Below are 12,446 nucleotides of genomic sequence, written 5' to 3' on the forward strand. Positions count from 1 at the left end.
TGTTTTTGTTTCTGAATCGAGAATGTATTTCTCGATTGATTTTTGTGACGATTGAACCATATTCATCCTGAATGGTTTATTTCAAACACCAGGGCGACGAGTGAATTGGAATGAAAGGGCAATCTTTAACTGAATGTGATTTGAGTTTGTTTTTTATAGGCACGGGTATTTATGCCTTTCACCAAAGTGAGTTCACTAAAAAGACAGAGGTCACAATCATTGATCTAGTCTATTTAATCTGAGCTATGCGAATAAAAGGCGTTATATCGAGACCACTTTCAGAAATAACATCAGAAATACGCTGTGATGCCAGATATAAATCAGTCAAATATTGTTCAGCTATTTTATTTTCATCATAGGATGATGTATTGGTATCAAACCATGCCAGATTCATCGAGCCGATTGGCTGTTGTTGATAAAATACAGGGATGGCGATTGCAGAGATATTAAAGGTTTGCTTGAGCTCTTTATAACCCCAAAACTGTTTTTTCCGCGCATAATACATCCCATCCCGATGCTGGCCCGCCAAAGCTGCACTGTACGCTTTCCCCATAGAGGAGTGCTGTAAATCAACCCCTAAGCCAATCACTGCTCTTTTAGCGACACGGGCATCGGTTAAGCCAAAACTGCTCTCCACAATCACTAATTCATCAAACATGAATGTGAAATCTGTTGATAATCCCGTGATTTGATACAGGCCTTCTAAAATGGGTTTGACCAGCACAGCTAAACGCTTTTTCAGGACGCATTCAATTTGTTCATCGCGAAGCTTATCTGAATAAGGTGGAATATAAGTGTATTTATGATTGCCCAGATATCTGTGTACCCAACCGGCTTGTTCCAGGCTCAAAAAAGCACGTGTTAAGGTCGATTTGGATAACCCGGTTAACAGATGAGCTTCTTCTAAAGACAAAGTCTCTTGCTCAGCCATCAGCGTCAGAAGTCGCAGCACCCGCATGACAGGCGTCTCATTTTTTAAATCCATTTTCCAATTGCACTCTTTTTTCGCCCTTAGGTTTCATCGGGTGAAACCTAATCTTCCACATGGGCAGTTTTTTTATGTTTATGTAGATGTTCATCCATTGAATAAAAAGGACAAGATGAATGGACTATCAAACTATAGCAAATTCACCTGCAATGTGGGCAGTGAGCAGCCTCATTGTTTTGATGGTGTGTTTTCAGGCAGCTTTGTTCATTTACAAAGCCAAGAAAACCGCCAAATCATTATCCATTACCGATGAACAAATTAAAGTCGCCGTCCGGACCGCCGCCATCAGCTCGATTGGCCCTTCGCTCGGCGTTGCCATTGCCATGTTATCTCTGATGGTCAGCTTAGGTGCTGCATTTGCCTGGATGCGACTGTCTGTGATTGGTGCGGTGCCGTTTGAGCTGTTTGCCGCCTCCAGTGCTGCGAAAGCCGCGGGAACCGAAATTGGCAGCGAAAGCTTCAATATTCACGCTTATGTCAACGTTGTCTGGACTTGCACCCTCGGCGCACTGGGTTGGCTGGTGATCGTCATGTGCTTTGCCCATAAGTTCGACACAATGAGAAACACCCTGGTCCGGGGACGGGAAGAAATGCTGCCGGCACTGTCTATCGGCGCAATGATCGGGGCGATTTCGTATTTCAGTGCTCCTCAAATGCTGAAAGATGTGCCCAATTTCTCCGCTTTTGCGGTCTCAGGGATCACTGTCCTGGTGCTGTCCATGGTTGCGGATAAATCGGGCAAAGCCTGGCTGCATGACTGGGCATTTGGTTTCGCTATCTTTGCCGGCATGGCCAGCACGCTCGTGCGCTAATCAGAAAGGAATCTCACATGAATACTTATAGTCAGTTTATTGCCTCAATCCAGTTCTGGGGCCGGTTGACCCTGCTGCTCGCTGCGTTGCTCAGTTTTGGCCCGGCAGTATATCTGTACCTGGCTTATGGCTTGAGCCCTGATATCTCTCAACTTTTTGGCGCCTTTGCCATCATCGCTTCTTTCATGGTGATCTCCTATGTCCTCGAGCCGATGACCTATTATCCGGTGCTAGGTTTATCCGGGACTTATATGTCCTGGCTGGCGGGGAATATTTCAAACCTGCGCTTGCCGGTTTCAGCCGTTGCTCAGTTACGTGTCGGCGTCAAACAAGGCTCACCCGAAGGCGATATTATTTCCACCATCAGTATTGGCGTTTCGATCGTGGTGAATCTGATCGTACTGCTTGTGGTCGCCATGTTGGGGCAGGAGGTCTTAACGCGATTACCTGAAAATATTCTCGGCATGTTCGAATACGTGCTGCCAAGCGTCATGGGCGCGCTCTTATTTTTATTTGCACAAAAGAGCATGACGACCTGCGCGATTCTGTTAGCCGCCACAATCGGACTCAACCTGATGGCCGCACCGGGCTGGTCAATCCTGATTGTCTGCATTCTGGGCGGGATTTTGTTATCGATCTGGCTGGAAAAAAGAAAGTTAGCGGCCAGTCAGCCTGTGCCGGTGGGAGAAACCGAAAATGTATGATGTGATCACCTTATCGGGCACGGATTTTGAAATTGGCTTGCAACATGGCCAGCAGTGCCAGCAACAAATCAAGGCGAGCCTGACCAATTATCAAAACATGTTCCGGGAGCTGGCCGGGCTCAGCTGGGCGCAGGTCTTAGAGTATGCGGCGCTGGAGCAGGACAGACTGCAACAGCTGGATCCGAGTGCCTTTGAAGAAATGGCCGGCATTGCAGAAGGTTCGGGGTTTACATTGTTAGAAATTTTGTCCCTCAATATTCGCAGTGAGCTTTTGTTTGCCGTCACGGGGGAAACCACCTCCTGTCATGACGGCTGCACCTCCTTTGCGTCAATGCCGCATGCCAATGACGAACAAGCCATGATGTTAGGCCAGAACTGGGACTGGATAGAAGCACAACGCGAGGCGTGCTTTATTGCCCATGTTCAACCGGTCTCGGGGCCGCATTACTGCATGGTGACTGAAGCCGGGATTATCGGGAAGATTGGCTTTAACAATGCGGGTGTCGGCGTCTGTTTCAATGCACTGTCTTGTGGGTTTGATCCCACAGGTTGGCCGGCGCATCTCTTGCTGCGCAGGATATTGCGCAGCCCGAATCTGATCAGCGCGATGAACTGGCCGCTGCTCAACCAAAGCATGTGTGCGGCGAACTATCTGATCGCCTCTTCGGATGGCGCGGCCTATAGCGTTGAAGTCACCCCGGCCAACGTCGATATTATTCCGGATCAGCAACACAGCGGCGTGATTGTTCACACCAACCACTTAATCGGTGAGAAGAACAAAACTGTCCCGGATCCGACTGTGAAGCTGATGGGGGCATCGACCTACCATCGCCTGCATCGTTGTACCCAGTTGTTAACGGACAACAACAGCGCGTCGTTCGAGCGCTTGAGGGCCATTTTGGGCGATCATTCTGGCGGCCACGAAGGCATCTGTCAGCATCCGTCCAATAAAGCAGGTTTGCTTGGCACTTTATCCAGCGTCTTCAGCATAGTAATCAACCTGTCGGAACAAAAAGCTGAAATCTCAATGACCAATCCCTGCCAGGGTGAGTCATTCAGCGTGCGTTTTGCGGGAGATCAGCTCATTTGGGGGGAAAGTCATGCCTGTCATTCATGAGATTGAGCAAAACCAACCCGCGTTTCTGCAATGGCGGCATGCGTTGCATCAGCATCCGGGGCTGGGCTTTGAAGAAGAATTCGCCGCCCGGTTTGTGGAGCAGAAATTACGGGAATTTGGTTTTGATGCAGTGCACACCCAAATCGGCAAAACCGGTATTGTCGGGGTGCTGAAAGGTAACCGTGCGTCGGATCACATCATTGGTCTGCGCGCCGATATGGATGCTTTACCGATCCAGGAAGAAAATGATTTCGCCCACAGGTCAACTGTGGCTGGGAAAATGCACGCTTGTGGCCACGACGGCCACACGGCAAGCTTGCTTGCAGCTGCCTGGCATCTGGCACAAACCCGGGATTTTTCCGGCACAGTCATCTTTATTTTCCAGCCTGCGGAAGAGGGCTTGGGCGGCGGTTTATCCATGATCCAGGATGGCTTGTTCGAGCGTTTTCCGTGCCGGCGCATTTACGCCTACCACAACATGCCGAATGTCGCCAAAGGCCATATTTTGATGCGTGAAGGCGCACTGATGGCCGGGTCGTTCTTTTTCGATATCCAGATTCAAAGCCAGGGCGGGCATGCGGCTTATCCCCACTTAGCCACGGATCCCGGGCTGATCATGAGCCATATTTACTTATCGGCCCAATCTATCGTGGCGCAGAACCTGCCGGCTGCCGAGTGTGGTGTGCTGACGTTCACCGACTCGCGCGCGGTCAGCAACAGCTACAATGTGATCCCTGACAGCGCGCAGATGAAAGGCTGTTTGCGCTTTTTTAATCAAGAGATTGGTCGTTTAATGCAGCAGCGGCTGGAGCAAATCTGCCAGCAAACGGCACAAATGTATAGCGGCAGCGCCACCATCACATTTCAAGAAACCTTCATTCCCTTGCTCAATGACCCACATGCCACCGATATTGCCGCGCAAGCAGCTGCCCGGGTCGTGGGCAAGACCAATGTCACCACCGACGTTGACCCCGTCATGGGCAGTGAAGATTTTGCCTTTATGCTGGAAGAAGTACCGGGGTGTTATGTTGCGATTGGTGCCGGGGAATCTCAGAATTTGCACCATCATCAATACGATTTCGATGATGATCTTATCCCCATAGCCGCCAGCTTTTTCTGCGAGCTGGTGCAGGTTGAATTAAATTAACGGCACTAGGGTGATGTGATTTTTCGCAAATACATCAGGCCATCACGGCGCCCCCCGATAGGAGTGGCACGAATACCGTGCCACTTGTTTCCCCGGTTCTGCTGTGAAAGCCGGGTTGTCTCAATGATTGGGTCGTCGGTTCACTGCCCAATCTGTACGCTATCTACATCGACTGTGGTGCCGTTGAGGTCTTTATCGACTTCGCCCATCAGGGTGACCTGGGTCTCCGGGCCGACTTGCTGATCGCCCCACAGGTGGTTGTCGATTTCGACAATCATTTCGCCTGTGCTGTCTTTAAAGCGGTAGTCCTCATCGCCGAGTGACGCGATGATATGGCCGGTCAGGGTGACGCGCGTGTCGTCTTTGGCCTGCATTGCCTGGGCAACGGTTGCGCTGGCGCCCTGGGTTTCGTTCGGTCCTGTGTAGCCGCCCTGAGCGGCGGTCGCGGTCAGGGGCAGGGCCAGCGTAGCGAATAAGAAGATTATTTTTTTCATGATTCGGTTCTCCGTTATCGGGCTCATGGGAGCAACGACAGTTTTCAGTATGACAGCTGAGTCACGATTTGCTGCTGTCATTGTGCTGTCTGTGTCGCCAGAATAACGAAGAGAACGTGAAGTAAGCGTGAAATTTCCGTCAGAAATATATGAAAAGTAGCGATAAAGAATCTTTTTTTATCGCCAATTTTCTTTGCGATCAGGTTCGCCGGGCCATGCCGTGCCACAACATATCAAACGCCGCCTGACGTGAGGCGGGATCGGCTGCCAGTGCCGGTTGCTCGGCAAACAGGCTGACGGTGGATAAAAACAGGCTGTGGCAGGTGTTGAGCATCAGGGCGCGCGGCCAGTCGGCCAGTTCCCCTTGCTGTTGCCCTTGTTCGATCAGCTGCGGCAGGAAAGGCAGAGCCTGACTGAGCATGGCATGTTGCTGGCTGAGCAGGTACTGCGGGTCGTTGGCCATCTGGCGCAGAAACTGAAATTGCTGCGGATGGCTTAACCCCCAGCTGATGGCGGCTTGCCAGATATGCTGCAATTGCGCCTGTACGCTCAGGCTGGTGTCCGGTGGTGTCAGGGCCGTTGCCATATCTGTTTTGATGCTCAGATACAGAGTTTCGACCAGCACCTGCTTGCTGGCAAAGTGATGGAACAGCGTGCCGTTGGCGACGCCGGCGGCTTTGGCAATCTTGGCGGTGGCCGTGGCCTGAATACCCTGCTGGGTGAACAGGGTAAGGGCGGCATCTAACAATTGTTGCTTCTTATTCTGGCTCATAGCTCGCTGTCAGTGGAGAAACTGGCTCATCGGGGTGAGCCAGCATAATACAGGTTTAGCGTAAGAAGAAAGCCATCATCAGCTTTTGCACTCTGGCCCGCCAGCCGGTGAAAGGCGGTACGGCCAGTTTGGCGGTATTGATACGGCCTTTGGTCAGCACGGTTTTGGCTTTGGAGAAGGTCAGAAAACCTTCCTTACCGTGATAATGGCCCATGCCTGAGGGTCCGATACCGCCGAAGGGCGCATCGTCGGCCGCGACATGGAACACCGAATCATTGATCGCCATGCCGCCGGCGTGAACATCAGCCTTCACGCGCGCTTGCAGGCTTTTGTCCTGCGTCATCAGGTACAAGGCCAGCGGACGGGGGCGCTGCTGGATATACTGGATGGCTTCGTCAATGTTGCTGTAGGTGATCACCGGCAGTAAGGGGCCGAAGATTTCTTCTTGCATCAGGGTCAGGCTGTCATTCGGGTTGACCAGCAAATGCGGCACCATACGGTGCGCACCCGAGTCGATCGCATCCGGGTGGACGGCTTCAATCCGGGTATTCTTCTGCACAGCTTCTGCCAGCCACTGGCTCAGGCGGTCGAACTGGCGCTGATTGACGACTGAGGTAAAGTCCTGGCTGTGCACGCCTTGCGGATACATTTGCGTAAATTGTTTCTTGAACTCGGCAATGAACGCATCTTCTTTGCCTTCCGGGACTAAAACGTAATCCGGTGCCACACAGATCTGACCTGCATTCAGGCACTTGCCGAAGATCATCCGTTCAACCGCCTGCGGCATATCGGCATCCGGGGCGATCAGGGTTGGCGATTTACCGCCCAGCTCCAGCGTAACCGGGGTGAGATTGTCTGCCGCGGCGCGCATGACATGGCGGCCGACGGCGGTCGAGCCGGTAAACAGCAGGTGATCAAACGGTAGGGCAGTAAAAGCCGCTGCGATGTCGGCTTCCCCTTCGATTACAGCGACCTCAGTGTCATCGAAAATCGCTGCCAGCAGGGCGGTAATGACCTGGTTGGTTTGCGGGGTGAATTCACTCAGCTTAATCATGGCGCGGTTGCCGGCCGCCAGTGCAGGGATCAGCGGGCCGATACTCAGCATCACCGGGAAATTCCAGGGCACCACGATCCCGACCACACCGACCGGCTGGTAAATGACTTCCACTTTGGCCGGCATCAAGAGCAGACCGGCGTGACGGCGCGATGGCCGCATCCATTTTTTCAGGCGTTTGATGGTGTAGTTGATTTGCTGAACACAGGGCAGGATGTCGCTCAGCAGGGTATCCTGATGGCTGCGGTGGCCGAAGTCGGCAGACAGGGCGTCACACAGGGCGTCTTTGTTCTCCAGCAAGGCGGCTTTGAGCTGTTTGAGTTTACTAATCCGGCTGGCATAGTCCGGCATAGTCTGCGCCAGATACTCGTTCCTTTGTGCATGGAACAGTCGCTGCATCGTGAAAATCTGCTGGTTGTCTTGGGTCGCAGTGGCAAAAGTCATCCCTATCTCCTGTTTGACAGAGTGAACCGCATGCGCGCGGTTAAGGTCTCAGAGAATGCCAGCCGGTTTGTCCGTAAACCGACTGACCAGTCGGTTTAATATAGGTCGACTGAGTGTTGTGCGCAAGAAATCGGCAAACTTAAATCCCGTTCTGTGAAGTGCAGCCCGTGAGACGCAGCGCGATTATGGTGCTGTCTGGCGACGCGGATGCCCACTTTTTTCTGCCGGGTAAGCGGCCAGAAAGGCGTCGAAATACTGCTGTAACGCTTTGGCATCCTGATGCTCTCCCAGCAACTCCAGCAGGGCGATACCGGTTTCACAGGTACACAGATGACCCGTCTGCTGATTGCGACGCAAGGTGTAAGCGGAGTCGCGAACCAGACTCAGGCTGAGCCGGGGCAGCTTGGCCAGCCACGGGCTTTTGCGCACCATCTTGCGGGCTTCCTGCCAGGTGGCGTCGAGCAGAATGAATAAAGGGGTTTTGCCTGCCTCGTGCGCAAAGGGCGTCGGGGGATGGGGGTCATCGGCCGGAAACAGCAGCCAGGGCTGGATCTGGTCATCGGCTATCAGCGTCAGCAGCGCCTCGGGCGGCTCAGTGCGAGACCAGAGCACGCGCTGGCAATGCGGCAGGGTTCTGGCCATCAGGGCGCCGGTATTGGTGCTTTTGCCAAATTCCTTGCTGTGGGTCAGCAGCACAAAGATCGCCTGAGCGTGCAGGCGAACCTCGGCATGGCAGATACAATGATGCACAAAGCCGCAATTCGGGCAGGAAGCTGCAGTGGCGGTGCGGGTTTGCTGCGGGTTCTCATCGCTCATGGTTGTTATCGCTTATGGTATGCTTGAATCAGTTCGCTCAGATGTTACTGCGCTGGCACCACAAAATCACGACAACAGGATGCACTATGGCTTATTGGTTATTCAAAACGGAACCCGATACTTTCTCGATTGATACGCTCAAGCAAATGAATGTGGCTTGCTGGGAAGGGGTGCGTAACTATCAGGCGCGTAATATGATGCGTGATGAGGTTAAAGTGGGTGACCAGGTCTTTATTTATCACTCCTCGTGCAAAGATATTGGGGTGGTGGGGATCGCCAAAGTGGTGCGCGAGGCCTATCCGGATCATTTTCAGTTTGATCCCGACAGCCCGTATTTCGACCCGAAATCCGATCCCGCCAATCCGCGCTGGGTGATGGTCGATATTGAATATGTGCGCCATCTGCGCCTGGTCACGCTCAAACGCATCAAAGCCAATGATGCGCTGCATGAGATGCCGCTGGTGCAGCGCGGCAACCGCCTCAGCATTATGCCGGTCACGGAACAGCAGTGGCAGGAAGTGCTGCGAATGACAGGGCAGTTTTAACGCCCTGGGGTTGTGGTTGATGGTTTGAATATTCCCTCCCCTTGGCAAGGGGAGGGTGAGGGTGGGGTTCGAGCGGCGAGCACGGATTTGGTGTCTGTGCTCAGTAACCCCCGCCTGGCTTCCCCCTTAAAAAAGGAAGCAGGGAAAGTGGCTTACAGCAGATGCTCGGCCAGATAATGCGCCACGGCTTCGTCGGCACAGGAGCCAATCACGCCGTTGTCCGGCAGGGCGGCCATCACTTTGTGGTGAGCGGTGCCCATGACCAGACCTTTGCCGGCCATGCTCAGCATTTCCACATCATTCATACCGTCCCCGAAGGCGATGCAGTCTGTCAGTGCATAGCCTTTCGCTTCGGCAACTGCTGCCAGAGCATGACCTTTCGATACACCAACATCCATGACTTCCAGACACCAGGGGGTGGAAAAGGCGATACTGGCACGCTCGCCAAATACGGCGCGGAATTTGTCTTCCAGCACGACCAGCTTGTCGTGATCCTTATCATCACGGGTAAAGAAAACCTTCGCCACGCCATCCAGCGGCGGGTTGTTCACGTCGAACAGTTTATAGGTAAAGGTTTCGTGGAAATCACGCAGATACGCATCTTCGATATTGAGCAGCCAGTCATCATGGCGGTAAATGTGGATCCGTAAGTCCGGCTCGTCTTTGGTGAGTTCCATCAAGCCCAGAATGACGTCAGGCTGTACGTCCTGCTGGAACAGGACTTCGCCCTGACAGGTGTGCACCCGGGCACCGTTCGAGGTGATCATGAAAGCCGGAATGCCCAGTTGCTCACGCATTTCGGCCACATCGACATGGTGGCGGCCGGTTGCGAAGACAAAATCTTTGCCCTGCTGGTGCAGTTGCTGGAGGACCTCTTTGGTGAAAGGGGCTATTTTATGGTCTGGTGTCAGCAGGGTACCGTCAAGATCAGAAGCAACAATTTTATACATGGCACGTCTCTTTCTTTGTGTGGCTGCCCTTGTTCGGTCAGCCGGGTGATTTACCTACACAGGCAGTGTAAACCAGATTGGAGTCAAGAAAAGAGGCTAATCTGCGACCCCGGTTTTTTCCGCTATTCCAGTCAGTGCTGGTTCAGCCTGGCTGGCTGTTGGCGACCAGCGGGGTCTCGGCTGCCGCCGGCTTGCTGAAGCGGGCGAAGTGCGCCAGCAGAGCCGTGACCGCCTCAACTCGCTGCGAGTCCTGCTCGAACAGCACTTCATGGCGGGCGCCTTTGATCACTTTCACCTGGCACTGACCGCCGGCCTGTTTGATCTGCTGGCAAAACAGGTTCTGGGCCCGGTTGTCGACGATGGTGTCTTGTTCATTTTGCAGCAGCAGGATCGGGCAGCGGATCTGACCGGCCAGAGCGACCGACTGGCGGGCCGCGCTCAAGGCCTGCCAGACCCAGCGGGAGCTGGGGCCGCCGAGCTTTAACTCAGGGTGATCTTCATATAACTGGCGAAACCACTCATAGCGGCACTGGCTCTGGCACAAGGGGTTATCGGCAAAAGGTTTGGGATAATAAGGCGCCTGACCTGGCGCATAGCCGGGCTGACGCTGGAGCTGCTCGGCCACTCTGGCCAGCGGTGAGGCAATGGGTTTCATCCAGTGGCTGACTTTGATGCCGTGCATCGGGGCGCTCAGCACGGCGGCCGCAATCTCATCCGGATACTGGGCCAGATACAGACTGGTCACTGTACCGCCCATCGAATGGCCGAGCATCAAGAGTTGCTGGTAACCGGCGGGTTTGATGATGGTCTCGACAAAGGTATGGAGATCACTGACGTAATCGGCAAATTCTTCCACATGGCCGAGCTGGCTGTCCGGGGTTAAGCGGCCGGAACAGCCCTGGCCTCTGTGATCCAGGGCATACACATCGTAGCCCTGACGGGTCAGCTCCCAGCACAGTTCCTGATATTTATGGAAGGTTTCAACCCGGCCGTTCACCAGCACGATGGCTCTGTCTGCGCTGAACCCGGTCAGGCTCATCCAGGCAATGGGTACGCCTCCGACACCGGCGAACTGACTTTGCCGGCGCTGGGCCCAGCACTCGGCGACCGGTCCGGCCATGGTGGCCGCAAAATCGGGTTCCATGCTGATCGCCCCGGCCGGGAGGGAAAATGAAAATCCTTGAGTCATGGGAAGCTTGTCCAACATTTGTCCGCTCTTTGTGGCGAGATAAAGGAATTAGTAATATGTTCCAGTATAACGTAAAGTATTGATGGTTTTGGATACGGCATAAAATCTGCTGCCATTCTATTATTGTTATTGTCTTCCACCGGACAGGATCATTCATTTCCCCAATATGTACGCCTATGTTGCTCGTCAACCTATCCTGAATCGCCAGCAGAGAACCGTTGGTTACGAACTGCTGTTTCGTGATGGGGAGCACAATGCCTTTCCTGACATTGAAGCCAATACGGCCACCAGCCGTTTGCTGGTGGAAAACTACATGGCAGTCGGTGATGATCTGGCCACCGCAAGTCAGCGCACATTTATCAATTTCCCTTATGACAGCCTGGTGAAATTACTGCCGTTATTGCTGCCGCGGCATAAGGTGGTGATAGAAGTACTGGAAACCTGTCCCCCGGATGACGAGCTGTTTGCCGCCATACGCCATCTGTACAAACAAGGTTATACCATCGCGCTGGATGACTTTGATTTGCATCCTGCCTGGCAGCGTTTCATGCCTTATGTGCATGTGATCAAGCTCGATTTTATCAAACTGGGTTGTCAGCGTGCCTGCGACTTCGTTGCCCGGCATGAGAACCGCCGCCTGAAGTTTCTGGCCGAAAAAGTAGAAACCCGGGAAGAGTTTGAAGCGGCCCGGGCTGCCGGTTTTCATTTGTTTCAGGGCTATTATTTCAGTAAGCCTGAGCTGCTGAAAAACCGTCAGGTGACCCCGGAAACCCTGACCACCCTGAGGCTGCTGCGGGAAATCAGTCGCACCCCGGTCGATTTTCCCCGTGTCGAGCGTATTATTTCCAGCGACGTGTCTCTGTCGTATCTTCTGTTGCGCTATGTCAATTCCGCCGCGCACCGAACCTTATCGCCGATCGGTAACTTCAAGCAGGCGCTGGTGTATCTGGGGGAGGAGAAAATTAAGCTGTTTGTCTCTGTGGTGGCCGCGGCGCATGCCTCGATCCGCAAACCGCGCGAGCTGTATATTCTGTCGCTGCAGCGGGCACGGATGTGCGAAGAGCTGGCCAGGGGAAGCGGTATTGCCCTCAACAGTGATCAGGCGTTTCTGGCCGGGATATTTTCGCTGCTCGATGCTCTGCTCGATAAGCCGCTGCCGAAATTGCTGGAGCTGCTGCCGCTGTCAGAGGAGGTACACAATGCCTTATTACTGCGGCAAGGGCCGCTGGGCGATGTGCTCAATCTGCTCGATGCCTATGACAATGCTGACTGGGAAAATACCGCCCGGTATTGCCAGCGGCTGGGGATGAGTGAAGTTCAGGTTGCCAATGTGTATCATCAGACGCTGCGCTGGCTGGCCAGCTATCAGATCCCGTATCAGAAATAAGCGGGGCAACCCGGCAGCGGGAAAAGA

General features: G+C 53.6%; 13 protein-coding genes. 6 read left to right on the top strand and 7 right to left on the bottom strand.

The window, feature by feature from the left end; translation table 11 throughout:
- Positions 1-229: 229 nt before the first annotated feature.
- Positions 230-985, bottom strand: coding sequence for a helix-turn-helix domain-containing protein (locus LN341_RS00390; protein ID WP_234203803.1), 756 nt, complete (start codon positions 983-985; stop codon positions 230-232).
- A gap of 119 nt (positions 986-1,104) precedes the next feature.
- Between LN341_RS00390 and LN341_RS00395 the strand changes: the two genes are divergently transcribed.
- Genes LN341_RS00395 through LN341_RS00410 form a run of 4 tightly spaced genes read left to right on the top strand, consistent with a single transcriptional unit; the run spans position 1,105 to position 4,768 of the window.
- The gene (locus LN341_RS00395) at positions 1,105-1,800 is read left to right on the top strand and encodes a DUF5058 family protein (RefSeq protein WP_046220457.1); all 696 of its coding nucleotides are present in this window, start codon (positions 1,105-1,107) and stop codon (positions 1,798-1,800) included.
- A gap of 17 nt (positions 1,801-1,817) precedes the next feature.
- Positions 1,818-2,504 carry a hypothetical protein gene (locus LN341_RS00400; protein WP_046220456.1) on the top strand — a complete coding sequence of 229 codons (687 nt, stop codon included), beginning with the start codon at positions 1,818-1,820 and terminating at the stop codon, positions 2,502-2,504.
- A complete protein-coding gene (locus LN341_RS00405) occupies positions 2,497-3,621 on the top strand; it encodes a C45 family peptidase (protein ID WP_234203804.1) in 1,125 nt (374 codons plus the stop codon). Before LN341_RS00400 ends, LN341_RS00405 begins: the two co-directional genes overlap by 8 nt.
- Entirely contained in the window at positions 3,605-4,768 is a 1,164-nt protein-coding gene (locus LN341_RS00410; RefSeq protein ID WP_234203805.1) for an amidohydrolase, read from the top strand. The genes LN341_RS00405 and LN341_RS00410 overlap by 17 nt, the downstream gene beginning before the upstream one ends.
- Positions 4,769-4,908: 140 nt before the next feature.
- On the opposite strand, the gene LN341_RS00415 is transcribed toward LN341_RS00410, so the two are convergent.
- From LN341_RS00415 to LN341_RS00430, 4 genes are all read right to left on the bottom strand, one after another.
- Positions 4,909-5,262 carry a NirD/YgiW/YdeI family stress tolerance protein gene (locus tag LN341_RS00415; protein WP_234203806.1) on the bottom strand — a complete coding sequence of 118 codons (354 nt, stop codon included), beginning with the start codon at positions 5,260-5,262 and terminating at the stop codon, positions 4,909-4,911.
- Positions 5,263-5,461: 199 nt separating this feature from the next.
- Positions 5,462-6,034 carry a TetR/AcrR family transcriptional regulator gene (locus tag LN341_RS00420; RefSeq protein ID WP_234203807.1) on the bottom strand — a complete coding sequence of 191 codons (573 nt, stop codon included), beginning with the start codon at positions 6,032-6,034 and terminating at the stop codon, positions 5,462-5,464.
- A gap of 55 nt (positions 6,035-6,089) precedes the next feature.
- On the bottom strand, positions 6,090-7,532 hold the full coding sequence (locus LN341_RS00425) for a coniferyl aldehyde dehydrogenase (RefSeq protein WP_370643671.1): 1,443 nt from the start codon (positions 7,530-7,532) through the stop codon (positions 6,090-6,092).
- Between the two features lie 183 nt (positions 7,533-7,715).
- Positions 7,716-8,348 carry a tRNA-uridine aminocarboxypropyltransferase gene (locus LN341_RS00430; protein WP_234203808.1) on the bottom strand — a complete coding sequence of 211 codons (633 nt, stop codon included), beginning with the start codon at positions 8,346-8,348 and terminating at the stop codon, positions 7,716-7,718.
- Positions 8,349-8,434: 86 nt separating this feature from the next.
- On the opposite strand from LN341_RS00430, the gene LN341_RS00435 reads away from it, so the two are divergent.
- Complete coding sequence (locus LN341_RS00435) at positions 8,435-8,893, top strand: EVE domain-containing protein (RefSeq protein WP_046220450.1); 459 nt, start codon at positions 8,435-8,437, stop codon at positions 8,891-8,893.
- Between the two features lie 152 nt (positions 8,894-9,045).
- Here the strand turns inward: LN341_RS00435 and LN341_RS00440 are convergent, their stop codons facing one another.
- A complete protein-coding gene (locus LN341_RS00440; protein ID WP_046220449.1) occupies positions 9,046-9,843 on the bottom strand; it encodes a Cof-type HAD-IIB family hydrolase in 798 nt (265 codons plus the stop codon).
- A 142-nt stretch (positions 9,844-9,985) separates the two neighbouring features.
- Complete coding sequence (locus LN341_RS00445; protein ID WP_370643672.1) at positions 9,986-11,032, bottom strand: alpha/beta fold hydrolase; 1,047 nt, start codon at positions 11,030-11,032, stop codon at positions 9,986-9,988.
- Positions 11,033-11,198: 166 nt separating this feature from the next.
- On the opposite strand from LN341_RS00445, the gene LN341_RS00450 reads away from it, so the two are divergent.
- Entirely contained in the window at positions 11,199-12,419 is a 1,221-nt protein-coding gene (locus LN341_RS00450) for an EAL and HDOD domain-containing protein (RefSeq protein ID WP_046220448.1), read from the top strand.
- Positions 12,420-12,446 lie beyond the last annotated feature (27 nt).

This window comes from Photobacterium sp. TLY01, from assembly GCF_021432065.1.
Taxonomy (GTDB): Bacteria; Pseudomonadota; Gammaproteobacteria; order Enterobacterales; family Vibrionaceae; genus Photobacterium; species Photobacterium halotolerans_A.

Excerpts from the sequence above, each read along its gene's own strand:
- LN341_RS00390 (WP_234203803.1), bottom strand. The coding sequence starts at position 985 with ATGGATTTAAAAAATGAGACGCCTGTCATGCGGGTGCTGCGACTTCTG.
- LN341_RS00405 (WP_234203804.1), top strand. The coding sequence starts at position 2,497 with ATGTATGATGTGATCACCTTATCGGGCACGGATTTTGAAATTGGCTTG.
- LN341_RS00410 (WP_234203805.1), top strand. The coding sequence starts at position 3,605 with ATGCCTGTCATTCATGAGATTGAGCAAAACCAACCCGCGTTTCTGCAA.
- LN341_RS00420 (WP_234203807.1), bottom strand. The coding sequence starts at position 6,034 with ATGAGCCAGAATAAGAAGCAACAATTGTTAGATGCCGCCCTTACCCTG.
- LN341_RS00400 (WP_046220456.1), top strand. The coding sequence starts at position 1,818 with ATGAATACTTATAGTCAGTTTATTGCCTCAATCCAGTTCTGGGGCCGG.
- LN341_RS00435 (WP_046220450.1), top strand. The coding sequence starts at position 8,435 with ATGGCTTATTGGTTATTCAAAACGGAACCCGATACTTTCTCGATTGAT.
- LN341_RS00415 (WP_234203806.1), bottom strand. The coding sequence starts at position 5,262 with ATGAAAAAAATAATCTTCTTATTCGCTACGCTGGCCCTGCCCCTGACC.
- LN341_RS00430 (WP_234203808.1), bottom strand. The coding sequence starts at position 8,348 with ATGAGCGATGAGAACCCGCAGCAAACCCGCACCGCCACTGCAGCTTCC.
- LN341_RS00425 (WP_370643671.1), bottom strand. The coding sequence starts at position 7,532 with ATGACTTTTGCCACTGCGACCCAAGACAACCAGCAGATTTTCACGATG.
- LN341_RS00440 (WP_046220449.1), bottom strand. The coding sequence starts at position 9,843 with ATGTATAAAATTGTTGCTTCTGATCTTGACGGTACCCTGCTGACACCA.
- LN341_RS00445 (WP_370643672.1), bottom strand. The coding sequence starts at position 11,032 with ATGACTCAAGGATTTTCATTTTCCCTCCCGGCCGGGGCGATCAGCATG.
- LN341_RS00395 (WP_046220457.1), top strand. The coding sequence starts at position 1,105 with ATGGACTATCAAACTATAGCAAATTCACCTGCAATGTGGGCAGTGAGC.
- LN341_RS00450 (WP_046220448.1), top strand. The coding sequence starts at position 11,199 with ATGTACGCCTATGTTGCTCGTCAACCTATCCTGAATCGCCAGCAGAGA.